General features: G+C 38.4%; 21 protein-coding genes. 19 read left to right on the top strand and 2 right to left on the bottom strand.

Annotated elements, in window-relative coordinates:
• Nucleotides 1-120: 120 nt before the first annotated feature.
• Nucleotides 121-3,828, top strand: coding sequence for a T9SS type B sorting domain-containing protein (locus tag E0W68_RS11800; RefSeq protein WP_135219640.1), 3,708 nt, complete (start codon nucleotides 121-123; stop codon nucleotides 3,826-3,828).
• 7 nt (nucleotides 3,829-3,835) lie between these two features.
• Nucleotides 3,836-4,441 carry a DUF1643 domain-containing protein gene (locus E0W68_RS11795; RefSeq protein ID WP_135219639.1) on the top strand — a complete coding sequence of 202 codons (606 nt, stop codon included), beginning with the start codon at nucleotides 3,836-3,838 and terminating at the stop codon, nucleotides 4,439-4,441.
• A 42-nt stretch (nucleotides 4,442-4,483) separates the two neighbouring features.
• Here the strand turns inward: E0W68_RS11795 and E0W68_RS11790 are convergent, their stop codons facing one another.
• Both E0W68_RS11790 and E0W68_RS11785 read right to left on the bottom strand, forming a co-directional pair.
• On the bottom strand, nucleotides 4,484-5,086 hold the full coding sequence (locus E0W68_RS11790; protein ID WP_135219638.1) for a trimeric intracellular cation channel family protein: 603 nt from the start codon (nucleotides 5,084-5,086) through the stop codon (nucleotides 4,484-4,486).
• Complete coding sequence (locus tag E0W68_RS11785) at nucleotides 5,086-5,829, bottom strand: RDD family protein (protein ID WP_135219637.1); 744 nt, start codon at nucleotides 5,827-5,829, stop codon at nucleotides 5,086-5,088. Before E0W68_RS11785 ends, E0W68_RS11790 begins: the two co-directional genes overlap by 1 nt.
• A gap of 23 nt (nucleotides 5,830-5,852) precedes the next feature.
• Between E0W68_RS11785 and E0W68_RS11780 the strand changes: the two genes are divergently transcribed.
• The 17 genes from E0W68_RS11780 to E0W68_RS11700 all read left to right on the top strand — a co-directional run bounded on the left by E0W68_RS11780 (nucleotide 5,853) and on the right by E0W68_RS11700 (nucleotide 25,518).
• Nucleotides 5,853-6,833 carry a stage II sporulation protein M gene (locus E0W68_RS11780; protein ID WP_135219636.1) on the top strand — a complete coding sequence of 327 codons (981 nt, stop codon included), beginning with the start codon at nucleotides 5,853-5,855 and terminating at the stop codon, nucleotides 6,831-6,833.
• Entirely contained in the window at nucleotides 6,817-7,752 is a 936-nt protein-coding gene (locus E0W68_RS11775; RefSeq protein WP_135219635.1) for a hypothetical protein, read from the top strand. The genes E0W68_RS11780 and E0W68_RS11775 overlap by 17 nt, the downstream gene beginning before the upstream one ends.
• Nucleotides 7,745-8,491 carry a DUF4129 domain-containing protein gene (locus tag E0W68_RS11770; RefSeq protein ID WP_135219634.1) on the top strand — a complete coding sequence of 249 codons (747 nt, stop codon included), beginning with the start codon at nucleotides 7,745-7,747 and terminating at the stop codon, nucleotides 8,489-8,491. The genes E0W68_RS11775 and E0W68_RS11770 overlap by 8 nt, the downstream gene beginning before the upstream one ends.
• A gap of 2 nt (nucleotides 8,492-8,493) precedes the next feature.
• Nucleotides 8,494-9,681 carry a DUF4350 domain-containing protein gene (locus tag E0W68_RS11765; protein ID WP_135219633.1) on the top strand — a complete coding sequence of 396 codons (1,188 nt, stop codon included), beginning with the start codon at nucleotides 8,494-8,496 and terminating at the stop codon, nucleotides 9,679-9,681.
• Nucleotides 9,678-10,745 carry an AAA family ATPase gene (locus tag E0W68_RS11760; RefSeq protein ID WP_135219632.1) on the top strand — a complete coding sequence of 356 codons (1,068 nt, stop codon included), beginning with the start codon at nucleotides 9,678-9,680 and terminating at the stop codon, nucleotides 10,743-10,745. The genes E0W68_RS11765 and E0W68_RS11760 overlap by 4 nt, the downstream gene beginning before the upstream one ends.
• Nucleotides 10,745-12,076, top strand: coding sequence for a DUF58 domain-containing protein (locus E0W68_RS11755; protein WP_135219631.1), 1,332 nt, complete (start codon nucleotides 10,745-10,747; stop codon nucleotides 12,074-12,076). Before E0W68_RS11760 ends, E0W68_RS11755 begins: the two co-directional genes overlap by 1 nt.
• Nucleotides 12,077-12,109: 33 nt before the next feature.
• On the top strand, nucleotides 12,110-12,898 hold the full coding sequence (locus E0W68_RS11750; RefSeq protein WP_135219630.1) for a TrmH family RNA methyltransferase: 789 nt from the start codon (nucleotides 12,110-12,112) through the stop codon (nucleotides 12,896-12,898).
• A 1-nt stretch (nucleotide 12,899) separates the two neighbouring features.
• Nucleotides 12,900-14,951: a M48 family metalloprotease gene (locus E0W68_RS11745; RefSeq protein WP_135219629.1), complete on the top strand. Its 2,052-nt coding sequence runs from the start codon at nucleotides 12,900-12,902 to the stop codon at nucleotides 14,949-14,951.
• A gap of 60 nt (nucleotides 14,952-15,011) precedes the next feature.
• On the top strand, nucleotides 15,012-15,536 hold the full coding sequence (locus E0W68_RS11740; protein WP_135219628.1) for a hypothetical protein: 525 nt from the start codon (nucleotides 15,012-15,014) through the stop codon (nucleotides 15,534-15,536).
• Nucleotides 15,537-15,600: 64 nt separating this feature from the next.
• Nucleotides 15,601-15,873, top strand: a complete 273-nt coding sequence (locus tag E0W68_RS11735) for an ArsR/SmtB family transcription factor (protein ID WP_135219627.1) — start codon at nucleotides 15,601-15,603, stop codon at nucleotides 15,871-15,873.
• A gap of 109 nt (nucleotides 15,874-15,982) precedes the next feature.
• The gene (locus E0W68_RS11730) at nucleotides 15,983-16,735 is read left to right on the top strand and encodes an SDR family NAD(P)-dependent oxidoreductase (RefSeq protein WP_135219626.1); all 753 of its coding nucleotides are present in this window, start codon (nucleotides 15,983-15,985) and stop codon (nucleotides 16,733-16,735) included.
• Nucleotides 16,736-16,868: 133 nt separating this feature from the next.
• Nucleotides 16,869-19,088: a RelA/SpoT family protein gene (locus tag E0W68_RS11725; protein WP_135219671.1), complete on the top strand. Its 2,220-nt coding sequence runs from the start codon at nucleotides 16,869-16,871 to the stop codon at nucleotides 19,086-19,088.
• Nucleotides 19,089-19,145: 57 nt separating this feature from the next.
• Nucleotides 19,146-19,598, top strand: coding sequence for a Fur family transcriptional regulator (locus tag E0W68_RS11720; protein ID WP_135219625.1), 453 nt, complete (start codon nucleotides 19,146-19,148; stop codon nucleotides 19,596-19,598).
• Nucleotides 19,599-19,702: 104 nt separating this feature from the next.
• A complete protein-coding gene (locus E0W68_RS11715; RefSeq protein WP_135219624.1) occupies nucleotides 19,703-20,974 on the top strand; it encodes an adenylosuccinate synthase in 1,272 nt (423 codons plus the stop codon).
• Nucleotides 20,975-21,108: 134 nt separating this feature from the next.
• Nucleotides 21,109-22,767 carry an OstA-like protein gene (locus E0W68_RS11710; RefSeq protein WP_135219623.1) on the top strand — a complete coding sequence of 553 codons (1,659 nt, stop codon included), beginning with the start codon at nucleotides 21,109-21,111 and terminating at the stop codon, nucleotides 22,765-22,767.
• Nucleotides 22,768-22,820: 53 nt separating this feature from the next.
• Nucleotides 22,821-24,017 (top strand): aspartate aminotransferase family protein, encoded by a 1,197-nt coding sequence (locus E0W68_RS11705; RefSeq protein WP_135219622.1) that lies wholly within the window; start codon nucleotides 22,821-22,823, stop codon nucleotides 24,015-24,017.
• A gap of 103 nt (nucleotides 24,018-24,120) precedes the next feature.
• On the top strand, nucleotides 24,121-25,518 hold the full coding sequence (locus tag E0W68_RS11700) for a tetratricopeptide repeat protein (protein ID WP_135219621.1): 1,398 nt from the start codon (nucleotides 24,121-24,123) through the stop codon (nucleotides 25,516-25,518).
• The last annotated feature ends 59 nt before the right edge of the window (nucleotides 25,519-25,577 follow it).

Here is a 25,577-nt window from a genome sequence, read left to right as displayed (position 1 = left end):
ATATTTAGCCCTTTTGGCAATACAATAATTAAACATATATGTTAAGTATATATTGTTTTTCTTTAAAAAATTTGGTATTACTAAATATTTGCTAATTTTAAAGAAAAAAAGAAAATTGCCGTGAAACAAAAAATACTTTATCCTCTTTTACTGCTCTTTGTGGTATATACAGGACATACTCAGGATATAGCACTGTATGAGCAATTTAACGGAAGGTACGATTTTACTTTCGTGGGTAATACACTAAATCCTGCCGAAAATAATCCTACGCCCGCTTGCGAAATTTTCACATCATCTTCGGCTGAATTAACGCTTAATCCTGACGATGAAGTTATTGCTGCCTATTTGTACTGGGCTGGCTCAGGAACGGGCGATTTTGATATAGAACTGAATGGAACTCCTCTTACTGCAGAGCGTGATTTCCCTTTAAGCGCATTAAACACCGATGGACAGACCAGAGCCTATTTCAGCGCCTTTGCCGATGTTACAGAGCAAGTACAAGCCACAGGAAATGGTACTTATACCGTTTCTGAACTCGACCTTACAACAGTAGTATCAAATCCGTTATACTGCAACATAAAAACCAACTTTGGCGGATGGGCTATAATTGTATTTTACTATAACCCCAACCTGCCGCTCAATCAGCTTAATTTATATGATGGTTTAGAGTATGTCCCCCCTTTTATAAATATTGTATTGCCCAGCCTTAATGTAATTGATAACGAAGGAGCTAAAATAGGATTTATAGCGTGGGAAGGAGACCAATCTCTTGCAGTTACCGAAACCCTCAGCATTAACGGTAACCCGCTTAGCAATGCTCTTAACCCCGTTAATAATGCTTTTAACGGAACTAATACCGTTACAGGTTCTAATACCTTATATAATATGGATCTTGATATATATGATATACAAAATAATATAGCGATAGGCGATGATACTGCCGAAATTACATTGCAGTCAGGTCAGGACTTTGTAATGGTAAATGCCATAGTTACCAAACTAAACAGCCAGCTCCCTGATGCTACTATTGAGATCGATAATATTACCCGCGAGTGTAACTCAGGTTCAGTAGTACTCGATTATACCGTTTATAATATAAACAGTACTGATTTCCTGCCTGAAGGTACACCCATAGCCTTTTATATCAACGGAAATTTTATAGCAGGAACCGCAACTGTGGGAGATATACCCATTGGCGGTAGTGAGAGCGGTAGTATAACTATAAACATTCCACCCGGAACACCTTTGGAGTATGAAATACTGGTAGTAGTAGATGATGTGGGCAACGGGACAGGCGGCATAGTAACCGAAACTGACGAAACCAATAACAGCCTTATTATTAACGAAACCCAGTATGTATCATCACCATTACAGCAACCCGGCAATTTAACAGAATGTGATACGGGTACGGGATTTGGAATTTTTGATTTTTCGGCTTACGAAGAGACGCTTAAAAATGAAGCTACGGATATCGTAACTTTTTACCTCTCGGAAACAGATGCCAATGTACCACAAAACCCAATAACCAACTTATCGGCTTTTGAAGCCACAGCAAACCCTCAGGAAATATTTATACGCCTCGAAAATGAACAGGGGTGTATTACCATAGGTTCATTCCTGCTGATAACAGACGATTGCCTTTACCCCGATGGTACTATTGCTATTAATGATATTATCAAGACTTGCAACTCGCGCGCCGTAAAAATATTATATACCATAAGTAACCTCGATGGTCAGGATATCCTGCCTGCCGGTACGCCTATAGCCATTTACAACAATGGCGTACTTATAGGCACAACAGTAACTACCCAAAATATAGCAATTGGCGCAAGTATAAACGGGAATATAAACGTTACCATATCCGGAACTTTATTAGATATCAACATTACCATTGCCATAGATGATACGGGTAACGGTACCGGTATAGTAACCGAAATTGACGAGACGAACAATACTAGTATTCCTGTTGTCGATACGCTTTGGGCATCGCCCGACATAACTATACCATTAGATGATATTACCGAGTGTGAAACTGATAATGGCACTACTATCGGCATCTTCGATTTTTCGGGTTATATTGCACTGTTGCAGGAAAACCCAACGGATACTGTAACCTTTCACACCTCTCAGGCAGACGCCGATTCAGGAGATAATGATATTACCAATCCTGAAAATTATACTTCTGACGGAACAAATCCGCAAACTATATATGTGAGACTTGAAAATGAAAATGGGTGTTATGATACTGCTACATTTAATCTCATTGTAATAGATTGCCTTTTTCCTGATGGAGTAATTGTAGTAAATGATATTGCTAAATCATGCGACTCTCGCAGTATTACAGTAAATTATACCGTGCTTAACCCAGACAGTTTTGATATACTCCCTGCAGGAACATCTATTGCTGTATATATAAACGGCGTACTGCTAACCACAACAGTTACAACCGGAGATATTGCCATAAACGGCAGCGAAACAAACACCATAGTACTCAATATACCTGATGATGTGCCACTGAATTTTGAAATTACATTTGTAATAGACGATACAGGCAATGGTAGCGGTACTGTGCAGGAAATAAATGAAACGAATAACTTTGATAATTATAATGATACGCTATGGGTATCGCCTGTATTACAACAACCCGCAGATTTAACGGAATGCGAAACAGATAATGGAACTAATATAGGTGTTTTTGATTTTTCAGGATATATTGAGTCGTTAAAGAACAATCCTACGGATATTGTGACTTTTCATACCACTCAGGCAGATGCCAATACAGGAAATAATGATATTACCAATCCTGAAAATTATACCTCAAATGCCAATCCGCAGACGATATATGTACGCCTGGAAGACGAAAATGGCTGTTTTACCACAGGGCAATTTAACCTTATTACAATCGACTGTCTGTTCCCTGATGGTACGGTTTCGCTGGGCGATATCGGAAAATCGTGTAATTCGAGAGTGATAACGGTTGCATATACCATTAATAACTTTAATGCTTTTGACGTACTCCCGTCAGGTACGCCCGTTTCTATTTATGTAAACGGACAATTTTTAGATTATACTGAAACATTACTCGATATAGCTATAGGCGGTACTGAAAGTGGCAGTATAACGCTTACTATTCCTGATAATATTCCGCTGGATTTCGAACTTTCATTTGTAGTGGATGATACAGGCGACGGTACGGGAATTGTGACCGAACTGGACGAAACTAATAATAGTACCCCCGTTGCCTTTTCGCTTATCGTATCGCCCGACATACCGCAACCTGACGATATAACAGCTTGTGATATAGGCTTTGGTACAGGAACATTCGATTTCTCGGAATATGAGGATTTACTTAAAACTACTCCTGACGATACCGTATATTTTTACCTTACAGCAGCAGATGCAAACCAAGACAGTAACCGTATTTATAACACTACTGCATTTACAACCGAGAGCAATCCGCAACAAGTTTTTGTGCGGGTAGATAACGGTTCTTGTTACAATATATCGTCATTCCTGCTTTATACCAAAAAATGCCCGCCTACAACGTATAATTACGTAACGCCAAATGATGATGGCTATAACGACTCCTTTTTTGTAGAGGGACTGCGTAATATATTTTTTAATTTTAAAATGAGCATATACAATCGTTGGGGTAGTTTGGTATGGACGGGCAACCACAGCACTAAAGACTGGGATGCCGTTGCTACTGTAGAAAAAGTAGGACCGGAAGGCAACACCGTACCTGTAGGTACTTACTATTTTGTACTGGAACTTAATGATCCCGACTATCCTGAACCTATTGTGGGCTGGGTATATGTAACTAAATAAAATAATCATGAGAGGTCAATTTAAAATTACAGGATATTTTTATGAAGTGGGAAATTTTAGTTTTAGAAAATATCTTAATATAAAAACACTGGATTGCACTCTCGAAAAACCTGACCTGATGGTAGTAATGATGAATCCGGGTTCATCTGCACCCTACCCGGACGACACTAAAAAAGAGTATAACACTGAAGTTAAAACAAAACCGGATATAACCCAAGATAGGATAATGAAGGTTATGAACGACTGTGGTTTTAGCTATACTCGTGTTTTAAACTTATCTGATTTAAGAGAAGTTTCCAGTAAATGCTTTTATAAAAAATTGAAAACTTTAGATTCTGAAAAAATTGCACATTCTATTTTTGATGAAACAAGAAGTAAAGATTTTGATAAGTTGTTTAATCGAAAAGCACCTGTCATTTTTGCTTGGGGTGTAAACAGAAAACTGAAAGAATTATCAGAAAAAGCTTTTCTAAAAATAGATAGTAAAAATTATTTCGGAGTAAAAAAATCAAATGAGAATTATGCATTCTATCATCCACTTATCAGAAAAAATAGTCTTAATTTAAATTGGACTGATGAAATAATTAAACAAATTAATACGAATAAAGAATAATATACTGGAAACTGAAACTGCTATAACTGAAAACTATAAATACTACTTCCTTTCCAGAGAAGGCAACGACCATTTGTAGTAAACCGCCAACAATCGTACCACTATAATAACCGCAGGGGTAAGCAAATAAACGAGGTTTTCGGGTATATTAAACTGCAATAAGGTAAAGAAAACAGCACCACCCAGTATGCAAATGGTGGCATAAATTTGCTTGCGGAAAATAACGGGTATTTCGTTACATAATATATCGCGTATTACTCCGCCAAAACATGCCGTCATCGTGCCCAGTGCTATACAAATAACCGGATGCAGGTTAACCTCAAGTCCTTTTTCCAATCCTATAAGGGTAAATACCCCAAGTCCTATAGTATCAAACAAAAACAGCGATGTACGCAGCCTGTCGAGCTTTTTACGGAATATAACCGCCAAGAAAAAACCTGCTGTAATAATATAAACATAGTTGAGGTCGCGCATCCAGCCCACAGGCGTTCGCCCTATGAGGGTATCACGCAGTGTGCCTCCTCCTACCGCTGTTACAAAAGCGATAACAAAAACTCCGAAAGGATCCATTTTTTTATTCATGGCGGTTAGCACACCCGATATGGCAAATGCCATTGTACCCAATATATCCAATAAATAAAACATTACATCTTTTGGGTATAATAGTTATAATCATTCAATACCGTTTCTATAAAAGCCGTTGGGTTTGCCGATATTGATTTTATTCCCGTTACATTCTCTACTTTATCCTGTAGTTTTTGTATCATAGCCCAGTCGGTAGTACGCAGGCTGGTTTCATACGTTTCTTTAATAATCCTTACATCGTTATCACTTAGTTTTATGACTAACGGATATACAGGTACATACCTGTCGTCAAGTTCACGCAGTATAGTATGGTTTATATTGATATTATTTTTGAGGCTTATAACAGCCGTACCGGCAGCCATATCGCCCAGCCTTTGTGTGTTTTTATTTGCCAGCATTACTATTACCGATATAAAGGAAAACGGCGGGGTAACCTCTATTATCCTGAGTATCCAACGCATAAGGTAGTCGCCAAAACCCGCTTGGTAGCCGTCTATCTTTATTACCTTTATTTTCATAATGCGTTTACCAAGGGTTTGCCCCTCCATAAGGCTTTCCATAGTTATGGCATAAAACATTATGGGTAAGAAAAATACAGTATATATTGTTCTTTCTGACCAAGGGTCGAGCCCCGCCGCAAAATCGTCTAAATTTGTAAGCGGAAAAACAATCCTGTAAATTATAATGGAATAGGCTATCCAGATAACCAGATCGAGCAGATATGCCAGTATGCGCTCGCCCAGCGAGGCCGCATTAAAATTTATATTCACATTTTGTGTAGTAGTTATGGATAGTTCTGACATATTTTATATTTTAGCTCCTAATTATGAGGGAAGTTGCTTTTATAAAACAAAATAAAGAAAAATGGCTTGAATTTGAGCAGGCTATTTTCGGTAAATCTAAAAAAAATCCTGATGAGTTAGCCAGCCTATACATCCATTTGGTTAACGACCTCTCGTATGCACAAAGCTATTATCCTAAGAGCAAAACAGTTACCTACCTAAATCACCTTGCTTCTATCACTTATCAAAAGATATATAAAACCAAGCGGGAGGAAACAAACAGATTGGTTTATTTTTTTAAAACCGAAGCCCCGCTCATTATTTATCAAAACAGGCGGTATATACTGTATGCTTTTATTCTTTTCTTTTTGTTTGTGGGCATCGGGGTAATCTCTGCAGCTAATGACGGAGCTTTCGTTCGCCTCATTATGGGGGACTACTATGTAAACATGACGCTGGAAAATATAGAGAATGGTAACCCGGTGGCTGTATACAAAAGCGGCAGTAACTGGGGCAGTGCATTTGGTATTACGCTCAACAATTTAAAAGTAGGTATAATGTCTTTTGTAATGGGCATATTTGCAGGGTTTGGCACAGGCTATGTGTTATTGCAAAACTGTATTATGCTGGGCTCCTTCCAATATTTTTTTTATGAACAGGGCGTGTTTTGGGAAAGTGTGCGCGGAATATGGATACATGGTGCTATGGAAATTTTTGCCATAGTTATAGAAGCCGCTGCCGGTTTTGTACTGGGCGCATCCATATTGTTCCCAAAGACTTACTCTCGGGTAGCTTCACTTAAGATAGGTTTTAAAAATGGTTTAAAAATAGTACTCAGCACCATGCCGTTTACCTTTGCTGCCGGTATGCTGGAGGGTTTTGTTACCCGCTATTCTCCGGATATGCCCCGTATACTTAATGTTTTCATTATACTGTTTACTTTGGCGCTTATATCTTGGTATTTCCTGATTTATCCCTTTGTTGTAAACAAAAAAATTAATAAAGCTAATGTTTCAACTCTATAAAAAACGAAACTTTAATAACCTTATCAACGATACCTTTATCTTTTTCAGAATAATGGGTAAAAGCTATTTTGGCAATTTTCTTAAAATTGCGGGCGGTTTCATTTTAGTCTTGCTTTTGCTGTTTTATCTGGTAGGATATGTTTTTTTTAAAAACATTTTCGGAGGAATACAAAGTTATGAACAACAACAAATGCTGTCTAAGTACTTTAATGATAATGTAGCTTATTTTGTTGTTGTAGGTATTATTTGTGCCTTGTTAATACTATTAATATCGGCTATTACTTATGCTTTTCCTGTTGTGTATTTAAAACTTATGGAGCATAGTAACGATACCCCGAAAACGGCTGACATTATAAAAGGATTGAAAAAGAGAGTTGGTAAGCTTATCTTGTTTTTACTACTCTCAATCATAACATTTGTACCTATAGGCATAGTACTTGGTGCTTTATGTGTGTTGCTTATGGTAATACTGATAGGTTTCCCTATAGCTGTAATCATATTCTCCGCGCTGAGCTGTTGGGTATCATTATCATTATATGATTACCTTAATAATGACACCGGGTATTTTACGGCAATGAAAAATGGCTACAACCTTATGTTTACAAACTTTTGGGCACATATAGGCACTACAGCTATATTTTATATTATTATATACATAGTGCAAATGGCTATCTCTTTAGTGTTTTATATAATAGGCGGAGCCGCAACAATGATGAGCATACAACCGGGCGATGAAGATGCTTTTTCAACATTAGGTACATTAATGCTGGTTAGTTTTATAATATCAATTTTAGTGAGTTACTTGCTCAACAATTTAATTATGATAAGCCAGGGCATTATTTATTACAGTAGCAGAGAGGTTAACGAAAATAATTCGCTGCAAGCGGATATCGATTTAATAGGAACAGACATTGAATAAAAAACTTATATATCTGCTACTTTTAGCAATGCCCATGCTGTATGCTGCTCCCGCAATACAAACCGATACTGTTACAGAGGCAGCAACCATAGCTCCTATAGCAGATACTGCAACGGTATATACTCAGCGTGAGTTTAGAGATAACTTTAAAGAGAGTTATACTGATAACGATTTCCAGTATGAAACCAAAACACAGGCAAAAAATGCATGGGATCGTTTTTGGGAAGCAGTGGGTAATTTTTTCAGAAACCTTTTCAATACAGGAGAAAAATCGGAAGGTTCAGGAATAGGTACTTTACTAACCTACTTAATTGCAGGTGCAATAGTAGTATTTGCAGTATATATGATAGTGCGTGCCATACTGAATAAAGAAAGTGTGTGGATATTTGGAAAATCGCGCAAAAATATTGTTGTACAAAATATTGACGGAGAAGACATACACCAAATGGATTTTCCTGCAATGATAGAAGAAACCATACAACAAGCCAACTACAGACTTGCCATACGCTATTATTACTTATGGTTGCTTAAAGAGCTTTCGGAACGCGAAATTATACAATGGCATTATGATAAGACCAACTCTGATTATGCCTACGAAATAAAAAAAGAAAGCCTTAAAAAGCAATTTGAGTACCTGTCTTATGTTTACGATTACAGTTGGTATGGCGAATTTCCGATAAACGAAACGGCTTTTACAAAAGTGCGTAAAGCATTTCGTGAAACCTTAAATACGCTATAAAGATGAACAGGCAACTTACCATTTATATCGTGTTACTGGTGCTCCTGATAGGCGCAATAATAGCTATTGACTCTGCTAAACCAAAACCTATAAACTGGACACCTACCTATAACATAAACGATAAAATTCCGCTGGGGTTATATGTTTTTGATAAAGAGATAGATGCATTGTTTGAAGGACAGGAAGTAGAAAAATTCAATGTAACGCCCTATGAGTTTTTTGATACCGCTTATGATTATGAAACTAATGAATATACTGCAAAGGGTACATTTATATCCATCAGTGAGGATAATGAAATTGATGAAGAATCGTTGACAGAGCTAATGTATTATGCCGAGCATGGTAACAGCGTTTTAATGAGTATGAAATCGTTTCCCGTAACCTTGCTGGATACTCTAAAAGTAGAAATAGAAAAAAGTTATTACCTTACCGACTCTATCAAAGTTTATACAGAACGTGTGAGCCCTGAGCCTACAAAGTATTATTTTGATGAAGGAGCGGGCTTTACCTATTTTTCGAGTATTGATACCCTTAGTACCACTATTTTGGGCTATCAGGAATATTTTGACAAAAAACAAGCTAATTACATCCGTGTGCCTTATGGCAACGGTAGCTTCCTGCTACATACCCAACCTGCGGCATTTAGTAACTTCCACTTACTAAAAGATAACCATTATGAGTATGCACAAAGTGTACTATCCTATGTACCGAAGGAAAATATATTTTGGAGTACCGGCTATAATGAGCGTCTTTCAGGTTCAAGTTTGCGGTATATGCTACAACAACCCGGATTCAAATCGGCATATTACATGGGGCTGCTTGCCATATTGATATTTATGATTTTTAATGCTAAACGCAGGCAGCGCATCATACCCGAAATACCCCCGGTTAAAAACACAACCATAGATTTTGCAAAAACCATAGGAAACCTTTACTATCAGGAGGGCAGCCACCATACTATAATCGAAAAAAAAATCATCTATTTTCTCGAAAAAATTCGTACCGAGTATATGATTGACACCTATACGCTGGATGAAACTTTTATAGAAAAGCTACACCTGAAAACAGGGAAACCCGTTGAGGATATTGAAAAAACAGTACATTTAATAAAAAAATACAGGCATCAGTTTGAAAGTAGCGAAGCTGATGTAATAGCCATTAATAAAGCCATCGAAAAACTACGATTATGACAGAATTTGAAAACACAAATCCGGAAGGGCAAAATCCTGAATATATAAATGCTGAATCAACCGGCCCTGCAACCGCCGGACAGGAAAGCGACAACCTCAACTTTCAATCAAGATTAGACCTCGAAGCTTTGAAAAACAGCATCTCGGCTATAAAGCAGGAAATTAACTCGGTTATAGTAGGGCAGCATAAAATGATAGATCAGCTTTTGGTAGCCATACTTGCCAATGGGCATGTACTGCTGGAAGGTGTGCCGGGAGTGGCAAAAACCATCACGGCAAAGCTGCTTTCTAAAACATTATCGCTCGATTTCAGCAGAATACAGTTTACGCCTGATCTTATGCCTTCGGATATATTGGGTACATCAGTATTTGACTTATCTAAATCTACTTTCGATTTTAAAAAAGGGCCTATATTCTCAAACTTTATATTAATTGATGAGATTAACCGTGCCCCTGCCAAAACACAGGCAGCACTATTTGAAGTAATGGAAGAACGTCAAATAACTGTTGAGGGTGCTACCTACCAAATGGAAGCTCCGTTTTTAACCATTGCTACCCAAAACCCGATAGAGCAGGAAGGTACTTATCGCCTGCCCGAGGCACAGCTTGACCGTTTCTTATTTAAAATTACTATCGATTATCCTAACCTCGAAGAGGAAGTGGCAATACTGCAAAGAGAAAACGCATTGCAGGACAAAAACAAACTTCAAAATATAAAAACGGTGCTTTCGCAGCAGGATATAATAAAATACCAAACACTGGTAAAGCAAATTGTTATAGAGCCGCAGTTACTTGAATATATTGCCAAAATTGTAACCAATACGCGCGAAAATGCCTTTTTATACTTGGGTGCATCACCTCGTGCCTCAATAGCGATACTCAATGCTGCAAAAGGCTATGCCGCCCTGAGAGGCAGAGATTTTGTAACACCCGAAGATATTAAAGATGCCACCATACCCGTATTACAACACCGTGTTGTAGTAGCGCCGGAGCGCGAAATGGAAGGACTTACAAGCCCCGAAATAATAAAGCAGATAATTGATATTGTAGAAATACCCCGTTAATGAATTTTTTTAAGAGCTTATATCTCAATAATTTCTTTTTCTATGTGGTTTCGGGCATTATAGCAGGCTTTATCATGTCTTATTTTTTTCCTGTGTTATATAATGCCATGTGGATGCTGGTATATATTTTTATAGGTTTTATAGTAATCGATATAATATTACTTTTTGCCAGCAAACAAAAAATTGAAGCCACAAGAGAAACTGTTGAAAAATTTTCTAACGGCGATGATAACAGCGTTACAATAAAAGTAGAAAGCAATTATTCTTTTGCAATAAACATAAAAGTTATTGATGAAATACCGATACAATTCCAAATACGCAATTTCAGTATAAAACGAAAAATAAAACCGGGAGATAATGATAATTTTCAGTATAACCTGCGCCCTGTAACGCGTGGTGAATATTACTTTGGCAGACTTAACGTATATGTGTCCTCTCCCCTGCTTTTAGTTTCCCGCAGGTTTATTTTTGGTGATGGGCAAATGGTTCCTACCTATCCCTCATACATCCAGCTTCGCAAATATGACCTTATTGCTTTTTCGAACCAATTGTTTCAATACGGACTAAAAAAAATTCGAAGACTGGGGCATACTATGGAGTTTGAGCAAATTAAAGAATATGTATCCGGCGACGATATACGTACTATAAACTGGAAGGCTACCGCCAAGAAAAACCAGTTGATGGTAAACCAATTTCAGGACGAAAAATCGCAAAGTGTATATATGGCTATCGATAAAGGGCGGGTTATGAAAATGCCTTTTGAAGGGCTTAGCTTGCTGGACTATGCCATAAACTCCACTTTGGTACTTAGTAACGTTATCTTAAAAAAACAGGACAAAGCAGGAATGTTTGCTTTTTCCAAACGGGTAGAAAATCGTGTGGCAGCCGAAAGGCGCACCTCGCAAATGCAGCGCATACTGGAAAACCTGTACAATATTAAAACCGACTTTTTTGAAAGTGATTACGGCAGGCTGTATGCCGATATTAAAAAAAATATTACGCAAAGAAGCCTGATATTATTATATACTAATTTTGAAACACTGGACGGGCTTAACCGCCAGTTACCCTACCTGAAAGGCATAGCCAAAAGCCATTTGCTGGTAGTCGTGTTTTTTGAAAATACCGAACTGGAAACCCTCATCAATAAAAAAGCTGAGAACATACAGGAAATATACGACCAGGTGATTGCTGAAAAATTTGCTTTTGAAAAAAGGCTTATCGTAAATGAACTAATGAAATACGGTATTTACTCGGTACTAACCAAACCCGAAAACTTAACGATAGACAGTATTAACAAATATCTCGAAATTAAAGCACGAGGCATATTATAATCATAATTTGTTACAGCTTAGCCTCATTTACGCATGAAACAAATAACCAGCATACAAAACCCTTTTATAAAGCAACTTGTACAGTTACAGGAAAAAGCAAGGGCTCGCAAACAGTCGGGTACTTTTTTAATAGAAGGACAACGCGAAATTATGCTTGCCACCAAAGGCGGATATGAGATAGAAACCATACTTTTTGTACCGGAGTTGCTTACCGAACATCAGGTAGGGCAACTGGCAGGTCGTGAAGCCAATTATATACAAATTACTAAAGAAGTATATCAAAAGCTTGCCTACCGAGATACTACCGAAGGTGTTATTGCCGTAGCAAAATCGAAAGAATTGAGCCTTGACACATTACAACTGGGCGAAAACCCGCTTGTGGTAGTAGCCGAAGCTCCCGAAAAACCCGGTAATATAGGCGCATTGCTGCGTACTGCCGATGCTGCCGGTGTAGATGCTGTTATTATTGCCAACTCAAAAGGCGATTTATACAGCCCCAATATAATACGCTCCAGCGTGGGGTGCTTGTTTACCAATAATATTGCGACAGGCACTACAGATGAAGTAATTAGCTACCTGAATGCCAATACTATAAATATTTATTGCGCTACACTGCAAAATGCAACATCCTATCATTTACAAGATTATACCCTGCCCACCGCACTGGTAGTGGGTACAGAAGCTACGGGGTTAACACAACAATGGCGTGATGCCGCCAAGCAAAACATTATTATACCCATGAGTGGTGAAATCGACTCTATGAATGTATCGGTAGCGGCAGCTATACTTATTTTTGAAGCAAAACGACAAAGAGGCTTTTAATATGAACACAGTATCCATCTCAAAAGATTTTAAACAAAGAGCTGCAAAGGCTGTACTGTCTATTGTATTTTTTGTATTTACCTATATGGCTTTAATAGCATTAGCAGTCGGGCTAACCATTGCCTGCGGTTACGGTGGTATTATGCTTATTGCGGTAAGCCCGTCACTCATTACATTACTACTTGGAGCGGGGATTATGAGTATAGGGCTGATTGTACTTTTCTTCTTATTGAAATTTATAATCAAATCCAACAAAGCAGACCGCTCAGGACTTATTGAAATAACCCGTGAGGAAGAACCGGAACTGTTTTCATTTATAGAAGAGATAGTAAATGAAGTAGGCACAAAATTCCCTAAGCATGTGTACCTCTCGGCAGATGTAAATGCTTCGGTGTTCTACAATTCCGGTTTCTGGAGCATGTTCCTTCCCGTAGGAAAAAACCTTATGATAGGCATCGGGCTTATGAATACCATTACCGTAGATGAGCTAAAAGGCATACTGGCGCATGAGTTCGGTCATTTTTCACAACGCAGTATGAAGGTGGGCAGCTATGTGCATAATGTAAATCACGTTATTCACAACATGCTTTATGACAACGAGTCTTTTCAAAAAGCCGTTAACCGTTGGGCAAGCATCAGCAGTTATATTACCATCTTTGTAGTATTGGGAGTACGAGTTATCATGGGCATACAATGGGTCTTAAAGCAGGTATATCAGGTAGTAAACCTTAATTACCTTGCCCTTTCCAGAGAAATGGAGTTCCATGCCGATGAAGTAGCAGCCAATGTTGCCGGGTCTCAACCACTTGTCACTTCACTATTACGTGCAGGTCTTGCCGGTAATGCTTATACCAACGTTTTGAACTTTTATGGAACTAAAGTACGGGAGAATCATAAACCTGCTAATATATTTCCGCAACATCAGTTTGCTATGGAATGTATTGCACGCAATTTTAACCTTACATTCCGTAATGATTTACCGCTTGTTACCCTTGCCGATACTAAAAGGTTGAAGAAATCAAAACTGGAATTTGACGATCAGTGGTCATCACACCCCAGCGATGAAGACAGAATTAACCGCCTAACCAGTCTTGGTATTGAAACGTCAGACAGCAATACGGCAAATGCGCTCACAATCTTTAAAAACAAAGAACGGATACAGGAAACAGTAACAGAGATTTTATTCTCAAATGTATTTTATTCAGGTAATACCACTGTGCATACTGCTGAGCATTTCAGAGAAGAATTTATCGAAGGAATATCAAAAAATACGCTGAATAAAAAATACAACAGCTTTTATGATGAATTGCCTTTGGGCAATATTGATTTTGATACTCTTACAATTGAAGAACATATTAAAGAAGAAAACCTCTTTGATACCAATACTTTAAGTACCGTACACGATTATATAGGGCTGGAAAATGACATTGCCGTGCTTAACCAGATAGCTGCAGGAGGTACCAGCGTGAAGACCTTTGATTATGATGGTAATCGCTATAAGGCAAAAGAAACTAAAGCACTCCTTGAAAAACTGCAAATAAGGCTGCATGATGTAAAAAATACCATTGCAAAGAAAGAAACAAAAGCTTTGGGCTATTACTATAGGCTGGCTATAACACAGGGAAAGGGATCTGACTATAAGGAAAAATATAATGCATACCACCAGATGCAGAAAAAAGCAGAGGAATACAATGAAATCGTAAACCTTATGTACACCTCAACCACATTTCTGAATGAAACGCTTGAATTTCCTGTAATCAACGTTAAAATGAATAGCCTCTATAGTACTGAAAAGGCTTTTAAAGATACCCTGAAAGAAATACAAAACCTGTATTATTACAAAGAGGTTAACCCGGAAATACAGGATGCATTTACTAAATATCTCTCTCAGGAATGGACTTATTTTGCCGGTGAAATGTATAATGAAGCTGCCCTGGGCATCTTGTTCAACAGTTTGAACCAAACAAATGTTGCCTTAGGTGAAATGCTTTTTGCTACCAAAAAAGATTTCCTTGATTTCCAGGCAGGCTTAAGCATGAACTTAGTAAATTAAACAGGTAAATACCCCAAGATTAAATTTATTTGTTTAACTTAAGCCAATAAAAAACACAAAATGAGGCTTTACATTTTATTACTGATGTTTACCTGTTTGGGCGTATCGGCGCAAAATGAGTATATGTCATGGGAAGACCTGAGCATAAACAAAAAGATACCTCTTACCATATCCAAAAAAGATTTTGATAAAAAATATGAGGGGAAGTATGAGGTTATACCAACCGAGCCGCAAGAAACCTGCAGTGCAGATAAAAGTAATGTTGTAATAATTGATTACAAAGGAGTACATTTTGAAGTTGTGGGCGATACCCTGCAATTCAGAAGTATAGATTTCAGCCAAAGGCGTAATATGTATATACAGTTTCGAGATGATGACTGGTTTGACCACACTACAACCCTGAAATATTTTAAAAAGGCATACCCTATTATAGGAGATATGTCCGAAGAATATATCGATGAAAACGGGGAGGTAGCCGAAATACTTACTTTTTTTCCCGAAGATAAAAATGCACCCTATGAATGGCGGCTCTATTTTACAAATGGAAAGCTGGAATTTATGGAATGTTTCCTTTACTGCCCTTAATCATCTGTTAACTTGTTTTGATATGAGCCTATAAATCAATAAATTTGCATTTTTCAATATACTTATGAAAGTCAAAGATATAGAACGAATTTCTAAAGCGTTGAGCGACCCAAATCGCTTAAAAATATTGCAGGAGGTAAAACGTCACAACTGGATGCAATGCTCTGATATATGCGAGATTATAAACCTTGCACAACCCTCCATATCCCACCATATTAAACAGTTAACCGATTCAGAACTCCTTATTTCTGAAAAAGAAGGGCGGAATATCAAATATACCATAAACCAGGAAGTCGTTACTGAATATATTGATTTTCTGAATTCACTGAAAAGTTAAAATATATTTAAACATATAAATGTATTAATTTATTTTATTGTAATATTGCACAGTAATTCAAACAGCAATTACGCTTTAAAACATTTATAAATTTAAATATATCTATTAAATGGAATCAAAATTAAAAGGCAAAGTAGCTATTGTAACAGGAGCTTCAAAAGGTATAGGCAGTGCAATTGCCAAAAGTCTTGCTGCGGCAGGTGCAGCAGTAGCAGTAAATTATGCCAGCAGTAAAGAGGGGGCTGATAAAATTGTAAGCCAGATTATTGCCGATGGCGGTAAGGCATTTGCCGTTCAGGGCAGCGTAGCCAATCAGGCAGATGTAACCCGTATTTTTGAAGAAACGAAAAAAACATTAGGTGGTGTTGATATCTTGGTAAACAATGCCGGTGTATATAAGTTTTTACCTCTTGAAGATATTACTGCAGAAGAACTGTATGCCCAGTTCGACATCAATGTACTCGGCACACTCTTAGCCTCTAAAGAAGCATTAAAATATTTCCCTGAAACCGGCGGGAACATTATCAATATTGGTTCGGTAATAAGCACTGCGCCATCAGCAAACAGCAGCATATATGCCGGAACAAAAGGTGCTATAGACACTATTACAGGAGCACTTGCAGTAGAGCTTGCCCCGAAAAACATTCGTGTAAATGTTATTGCTCCGGGCTTGGTACAAACCGAAGGTACAGAAACAGCAGGTATTACAGGCAGCGAATTTGAAGCCGGTATTGTAAGTAATACTCCGCTGGCGCGCGCAGGACAGCCTGACGACATTGCCCGAGTAGCTGTTTTCCTTGCTTCAGAAGACTCGGCATGGATAACCGGAGAGCGAGTAACGGTATCGGGAGGACTACGTTAATTACATTTTTTTATACACAAAAAAGCGGACAGGTACATACCCGTCCGCTTTTTTATTTTACCATAATAATAACGGTAGGTACTATTGTTAATGATAAATCTTTTGCTTACTTTTAAGCTATTGAACCATGAATATGACAGCGATAGATCTTGAGCAGGAAAACAAGGCAATAGCCAAAGAATATAAGGAATTACTCCGCATCAGTTACCAAACACTCAGCATAGAAGACAAAAAGCTTATAAGAAAAGCTTTTGATGTTGCCGTTGATGCGCACAAAGACCAACGCAGAAAATCGGGAGAAGCCTACATCTTCCACCCTATTGCCGTGGCAAAAATTGTAGCCTCGGAAATCGGGCTCGGAGCTACCTCCATAGCCTCTGCCCTCCTGCATGATGTAGTGGAAGATACCAATGTTACCCTGGAGGATATTGAGCAAATATTTAATCCTAAAATTGCCAAAATTGTAGAAGGGTTAACTAAAATTGCCAAAGTAAAAACGGATCAGGAAATATCAATGCAGGCAGAGAATTTCCGGAAAATGCTGCTTACGCTTAATGATGACGTACGGGTTATCCTGATAAAAATAGCCGACAGGTTGCACAATATGCAAACGATGGAGTCTATGGCTGAATATAAACAAGCCAAAATAGCATCGGAAACATTATACATCTATGCACCGCTGGCACATCGACTGGGGCTTTATAACATAAAAAACCAGCTCGAAGACCTTGGGCTTAAATATACCGAGCCTGCTGTATATGAGAGTATATTAAGCAAAATGCAGGAGAGCAAAGAACAGCAGGATGCCTATATTAAATCTATTTCGGATGTACTTACTACCTCTCTTGACAATGAGGGGATAGAATATGTTATAAAAGGTCGCCCAAAATCCATTTACTCCATACGCCGTAAAATGCTTAATCAAGGAATTAGCTTTGACGAGGTATATGATAAATTTGCATTACGCATTATCTATAAAGCCAAACCACAAGAAGAAAAATTTCTTGCATGGAAAATATATTCCATAGTTACCGACCATTACCGCCCCAGCCCCAGCAGGCTGAGAGACTGGATATCATCACCAAAATCTACCGGATATGAAGCGCTCCATATAACCGTTATGGGACCCAAAGGGCGCTGGGTAGAAATACAGGTACGCAGTGAGCGTATGGACGAAATAGCCGAAAAAGGCTATGCGGCACACTACAAATACAAACAAGGCAATACCGAAGAACACGGGCTGGAAACATGGCTCAATTTACTGAAAGAAGCCTTAGAGAATACATCAGGCAATGCGGTAGATTTTGTAGAAGATTTTAAGCTAAACCTGTATTCCAAAGAAATTTATGTATTTACGCCCAAAGGCGAAATTAAATCATTACCCAAAGGAGCCACCTCACTCGATTTTGCTTTTAGCATCCACTCAGAGGTTGGAGTACACACCCGAGGAACCCGCGTTAACGGAAAACTGGTACCGCTTAATCATGTGCTTAACAGTGGCGACCAGGTAGAAGTTATTACATCACCCAACCAAAAACCCAATCCGCACTGGCTGGAGTACGTAAGCACATCGCGGGCACGCAATAAAATTAAAAATGTACTCAACGAAAGCACCAAGAAAATAGCCGAAGAAGGTAAAGAGTTGCTCACGCGAAAGCTCCGCCATTTAAAGGTTACACTTAACGAAACTACAGTAAATGAGCTGGTAAATTATTTTAAACTAAAAACCAGCCTCGACCTTTTTTATCGTGTGGGTGTAGGTACTATAGACAATCAGCAGCTTAAAGATTTTGCAGCGATGAAGGGCAACACGCTGATGAATTTCTTTAAAAACAGAATTAAACGTACGCCAAGTGTTCCGCAGGATCAGATACAAAGAGAAGAAATCAGCCGTAATTATGATTTGCTGGTTTTTGGTAAAAATGAGGATAAACTGGACTATAAACTGGCAAACTGTTGTAACCCGATACCCGGCGATAATGTTTTTGGGTTTATTACTATAAACGAAGGCATCAAGGTACATAAAAAAGACTGCCCAAATGCCATAAGGCTGCAATCTAACTATGCCTATCGTATTATAACGGCGAAGTGGATTGATTCATCGCAGGAAGAATTTAAGGCTACCCTTAAAATTACCGGCATGGATACTTTGGGGCTTACCAATGAGCTTACCAAAGTAATATCGAACATTATGAATGTGAATATTCAGAGTATTTCGCTAAGCGGGAATGCAGGAGTATTTAACGGGCAACTTACTGTAGTGGTACAAAATAACACTATACTGAAAAAACTGATAGACAATATCAAGAAGATAGATGGTATTGATAAAGTAACCCGAGTTTCGAACAATTAATATAAAAGTTTCTCTTCAAAAAATTTAGATTATCTTTGCACTTTGATACCTATTATAATGGATAACAATAAAAATCAGGATATTGTAAAAAATGTCTTCACCAAATTTCTGGAAGATAAAGGGCACAGGAAAACGCCCGAGCGTTATGCTATCCTTCAGGAAATATACAACAGCACCGAACATTTTGATATCGAGTCGTTGTATATAAAAATGAAGAACAAAAACTACCGTGTGAGCCGTGCAACGCTGTACAACACGATAGAATTACTGCTGGAATGCGGCTTGGTAAGAAGGCATCAGTTTGGGCAAAACCAGTCACACTATGAAAAATCATACTTTGACAAGCAACACGACCATATTATAATGACGGATACCGGTGAGGTTATCGAGTTTTGCGACCCAAGAATACAGTCTATCAAAAAAACAATAGAAGAAATTTTTGGTATCGAGATACACAACCACTCGCTATACCTTTACGGAAATAAAAAACAACCTGCCACCGAAAATTAAAAAACTGTGGCTGATTATAATAATGCCAAACCAACCCTGCAAAGGATTGGTTTTTGTTTTTAGAACGAAACAATAACTACATATAAACAAACAACTATACAGGAATGACAGTAGATTTACTACTTGGACTACAATGGGGCGACGAAGGCAAAGGGAAAATTGTTGACGTGCTTACCGCCAAATATGATATTATTGCCCGTTTTCAGGGAGGACCTAACGCAGGACATACGCTTGAATTTGATGGTATAAAACACGTACTGCGCACTATACCATCGGGTATTTTTCACGAAAAATCAATAAACATAATCGGTAACGGGGTTGTTATAGACCCTGTGGTTTTCCAAAAAGAACTGGAAGGACTTGAAAAGTTTAATATCGACATTCAGTCGAGATTATTTATTTCAAGAAAAGCACACCTTATATTACCCACCCACCGCTTATTGGATGCAGCTTCGGAAGCCTCAAAAGGAAAAGCCAAAATAGGCTCTACCCTAAAAGGTATCGGCCCTACATATATGGACAAGACAGGCAGAAACGGTATTCGTGTAGGCGATATTGAACTGGCTGATTTTGAAGAACGCTACAGAGCATTGGCTGACAAACATCAATCGATGATTGCCTTTTATGATGTAGATTTACAATATAACCTTGAAGAACTTGAAGAAGAGTTTTTTACAGCTATAAAAGCTTTAAAAGAACTTACTTTTATAGACAGCGAAGAATACCTGAACAATGCCATGAAATCGGGTAAATCGATACTTGCCGAAGGTGCGCAGGGTTCGCTGTTGGATATTGACTTTGGCACCTACCCGTTTGTAACCTCATCCAATACCACAGCCGCAGGCGCCTGTACCGGGTTGGGTATTGCTCCAAACAGGGTAAAAGACGTGTTCGGTATCTTTAAAGCCTATACCACCCGTGTGGGCAGCGGCCCCTTCCCTACCGAGCTTTTTGACGAAACAGGGGCAACTATGGCAAAAGTGGGTAACGAGTTTGGCTCGGTTACAGGACGTGCAAGACGTTGCGGATGGCTTGACCTTGTAGCACTAAAATATGCAGTACAGGTTAACGGTGTTACACAACTATACATGATGAAGGGCGATGTACTTAGTGGCTTTGATACACTTAAAGTATGTACTGCTTATGAATATAAAGGCGAAAAAATAAACCACTTGCCATACAACATAGAGCCGGAAAATGTAACACCGGTATATGTAGAGAAAAAAGGCTGGGCTGCCGACCTTACAGGAATGAATACGTATAACGAACTTCCTGCTGAGTTTAAAGAATATGTTGAATTTATTGAAAAAGAACTGGAGGTACCCATAAAAGTAATATCGGTTGGACCGGACAGGAAGCAAACTATAATCAAATAACAATAAAAACGCTTTGGAACTCCAAAGCGTTTTTTTATACAATTTTTTGAATACTGTTTTCGTTTAGTATAAGCCATGAGTAACACAACCCATTGTAATGTATTTTACGTAAATTTGCAGCAAATTTTTATACTTTGAAAAAACTCCTGATATATATAGGAATACTGTTTATAGCCTGCACTTCCATAAAGGCAAATGCACAAGAGAAAATAAAACTTATAGATACTGAGCACTTAGACGGTAATGAGAATGAGATACCGGGAGCTATAGTTTTTACAGGCGATGTACAGTTTGAGCATAACGGGGCTACTATATGGTGCAATAAAGCCTATCTTTTTGAGAAAGAAAATTATGCCAAACTTTTTGGCGATGTTCGCATCATTCAGGGCGATACCATACACATGAATAGTGAGTATGCCGAGTATAACGGTAATAAAAATTTTGCCTTTGCCAGTGGCAAGGTTATGATGAAATCGCCCGATACGCGCCTCACTACTGATACTTTGTATTTTGACAGAACGGCACAGCAAGCATATTATAATTCCTATGGCACTATAGTAAACGAAAACAATACACTGAAAAGTAAATCAGGCAGGTATTACATCAACCAGAAAAAATATCAGTTTCTTACCGCAGTAACGCTTACTAACCCAAAATATGTATTAAAGTCCAATCATTTAGACTATTATACCAATTCGGGGCATGCGTATGTTTTTGGTCCTACCACCATTACCAGTAAGGAAAATTATATCTATACTGAAAAAGGTATGTATGACACCAAAAAGAATTTAGCCCGACTGCTTACCAATTCTTATATAAAGTATGACACCCAACTTATTGAAGGCGACAGCATCTATTATGACCGAAACAGAGAGTTTTCGTCAGCTACCAACAATGTAAAAGTTACCGATACCGTAAACAAGTATATCGTAAGAGGGCATTATTCCGAAGTATATAAACAAAAAGACTCGTTGTTCATAACCAAACACGCCGTAGCGGTAACACTGGTAGAAACCGATTCGCTTTACACCCACGCCAAAAGAATAGTAATAACAGGTAAAGAGGGACAACGCGTAGTGCGCGGCTATAATAATGCCCGCTTTTATAAAATTGATATGAGTGGTAAGTGCGACTCTATTCATTCCGATGAAAAAAAGGGACTTACACAACTGATAGGTCGCCCTGTGGTATGGAATGGCGACAGCCAAATGACGGGTGATGTTATACACCTTATTTCTGACAGTAAAACGGAACAGATAGACTCGCTTAAAGTGCTTAACAATGCTTTTATTATTCAAAAGGATACTTTAGGCACAGGGTACAATCAGGTAAAAGGGCAAAACCTGTACGGAAAATTTAAGGATAACAAGCTTTATGAAGTTGACTTAATTAAAAATACCGAAAAGATATTCTATATGTACGATAAAGAAAATCTTGTAGGCATTGATAAAGGCGTGAGCAGTAAAATACACATGAAACTCAAGGACAATCAAATAACATCCATACGATCTATTAAAAAACCCGAAAGCCAGTCCTACCCCGACTCGGAATTTCCTGAAAATGTAAGGAAGCTAAGAGGCTTTATATGGCGGGGCGATGAACAGATAAAGAGTAAAGAAGACATATTTCCGCCGGAAGAAAAAGAGCTTCATGAGCAGATAGTAAATAAAAGTAAAAAAGAAAAGGAGAAAGAAGACAAGCCTATGGAGATAATGCAGGAAACGCTGGACTATGACAAGAACAACCCCAAGCCGAAGCCTGAATTACAACCAAAAATAAGTTCTCAGGAATAATAATTTAAAATTCCAATTGCATCACATAACACCCGATGTAATATTGCATAACAATGATTAACGATTTTTATAAATACCAGGCGCAAACTTCGCCCCATCCGCTGGGCATGGAGGTTTCGCATGCCGAAGGCTCATACATATATGATACTAACAACAAAGCCTATCTGGATTTTGTAGCCGGAGTTTCGGCAGCAAGTCTGGGGCACAAACACCCGCGTGTAAACCAAGCGATAAAAGACCAGCTTGATAAATATTCGCACGTAATGGTATATGGCGAATATGCACAGCATCCTGCTACTGAATTTTGCAGATTATTAGCCGAACATTTGCCTCCGCAACTAAGTAAAACCTACTTAACCAATTCAGGCACAGAAGCTACTGAAGGCGCTTTGAAACTCGCCCGAAGGGTAACAGGGCGCAGCCAGCTTATATCATGTTATAATGCCTATCATGGTAACACTATGGGTAGCATGAGCGTTATGGGTTTTGAGGAACGTAAGCAGGTATTCCGACCATTGATACCCGATGTCGATTTCATCACATTTAATAATGAAGAAGACCTGCAAAAGATAACGGAGAAAACAGCAGGCATTATACTGGAAACCATACAGGGCGGTGCAGGTTTCATACAACCGCAAAACGATTTCCTGAAAAAAGTAAGACAGCGTTGCAACGAAACAGGCACTGTAATGATACTGGACGAAATACAGCCGGGCTTTGGGCGTACAGGAAAACTGTTTGGTTTTGAGAACTATGATATAGTGCCCGATGTAATTGTAATGGGCAAAGGTATGGGTGGCGGAATGCCCGTAGGGGCATTTACAGCATCGGCAGCAATGATGGATTTACTGAGTCATGATCCTAAACTGGGGCACATTACCACCTTTGGCGGGCACCCTGTTATCGCAGCGGCCTGCCTTGCCACACTACAGGAAATTACCGAAACTGCCATAATGGCGCAGGCATTGGAGAAGGAAAAATTATTCCGTAAACTACTGGTGCATCCGCTTATTAAAGAAGTGCGCGGCATGGGGCTTATGCTTGCCGCTATGACCGAAAGCCCTGCCATTACTGACAGGGTGATACTTCGCTGCCAGGAAAAAGGGCTGATATTGTTTTGGCTGCTTTTTGAAGGTTGCGCCATCAGGATAACACCGCCACTTACTATATCAGAAGACGAAATTACCGAAGGATGTGGCATTATTATTGAAGTTATGAATGAAATTCTTGATGAACAAGGCAGTATTTAACACGTAAAATTGTTAATTAAATTGTTCAAAAGAATACTAAATAAATTCTTTTAGAGCGAAACATTAAGTAACTTTAAAAAGGATAATTTTAAACAAAAGGAGTATGCATTTGAGCCACGAAGAAGAAGATCACAGTTTATCCTTAGCAAAGTTCGAATCGATGTTGAAAACCAACAAAGTTTTGTTCTTTGATTCCGAAGAGTTTGAAGATATCATCCTTCATTACCTCGACACCGGAAAAATAAATTTAGCTAAGAAGGCCTTAAAACTTGGGCTGGAACAACATCCCGGCGCAACAGGCTTAAAATTAGTACAAGTAGAGCTTTTAGTTTTTGACGACAAGCTCGAAATGGCAGAGCGGCTTTTAAACGATCTCTATGCCATAGAACCCACCAATGAAGAAATTTATATCCAAAAAGCAAATATACACTCTAAACGCGACCAGCATGACAAAGCGGTTGAATACCTGAATGTAGCTTTGCAATATACTGACGACTATGCCGATGTTTATTCACTAATAGGTATGGAGTACCTGTTTATGGATAATCTCGAAATGGCAAAAGAAAGTTTTATTAAATGCCTTGATGAGGATACCGAAGACCACTCCGCATTATATAATGTGGTGTACTGCTTCGACTTTTTAGATCAAAACCAGGAGGCTGTAAAGTTCCTTAACGGATTTATAGACCGAAACCCATATAGTGAAGTAGCATGGCATCAATTGGGCAGGCAACACTATACCCTAAAAGAATATGAGCTGGCATTGCGTGCTTTTGATTATGCCACATTAATTGATGATAGTTTTCTGGGTGCATTTCTTGAAAAAGCAAAAACACTGGAACGACTTAAAAAATATCAGGAAGCTATAGAGTGCTATGGTATAACAATGGAGCTTGATGATCCTACTTCTTTTGCATTACTGCGTGTGGGTAAGTGTTATGAGCGCATGGGCAACCATAAAAAAGCTTTGGAATTTTATGAAAAAACAGTTCATGAAGATCCATTGCTGGACAAAGCCTGGATAGCCATTACTGATTTTTACATTCGTCGTAAAGGCTTTCAAAAAGCCCTGTACTATGTAAACAAAGCATTAGGTATAGACAATGAGAATAAACTGTACTGGAAACGATATGCGGTTATAAATAAAGAGCTTAATTTCCATGAAGAGGCAGAGGTAGGCTATCGTAAAGCAGTAGAATATGGCGACTATCATCTGGATACCTGGTTATTTTGGATAGATACATTACAACTTTTGGGAGAAAGGGACTCGGCTATTATGACGTTGTTGCAGGCAACGGAGTATTTCCCTGAGGAGTATCAAATTGAGTACCGCCTTGCCGGATTATATTTTATGGGACATGAAAACGAAAAAGGTGTTTTCCACCTGAGCAACGGTTTAAGGCTTAATTATAAAAATCATGTATTGCTTGAAGAGTTTTTCCCATCGGTATGGGCTTCCAAAATAGTACAGAACGTTTTAGCAGAATATAGAGTAAAATAGCTTTTTTAACATTTAGCTAACCCGGTAAATAATAGAAACACTATTTTTACCGGGTTTTT

Origin of the sequence: Flavobacterium salilacus subsp. salilacus, from assembly GCF_004634195.1 — a bacterium.
Lineage (GTDB): Bacteria > Bacteroidota > Bacteroidia > Flavobacteriales > Flavobacteriaceae > Flavobacterium > Flavobacterium salilacus.
Note: the sequence above shows the minus strand (reverse complement) of the source record. Positions and strands in the feature narration are given on the sequence as shown.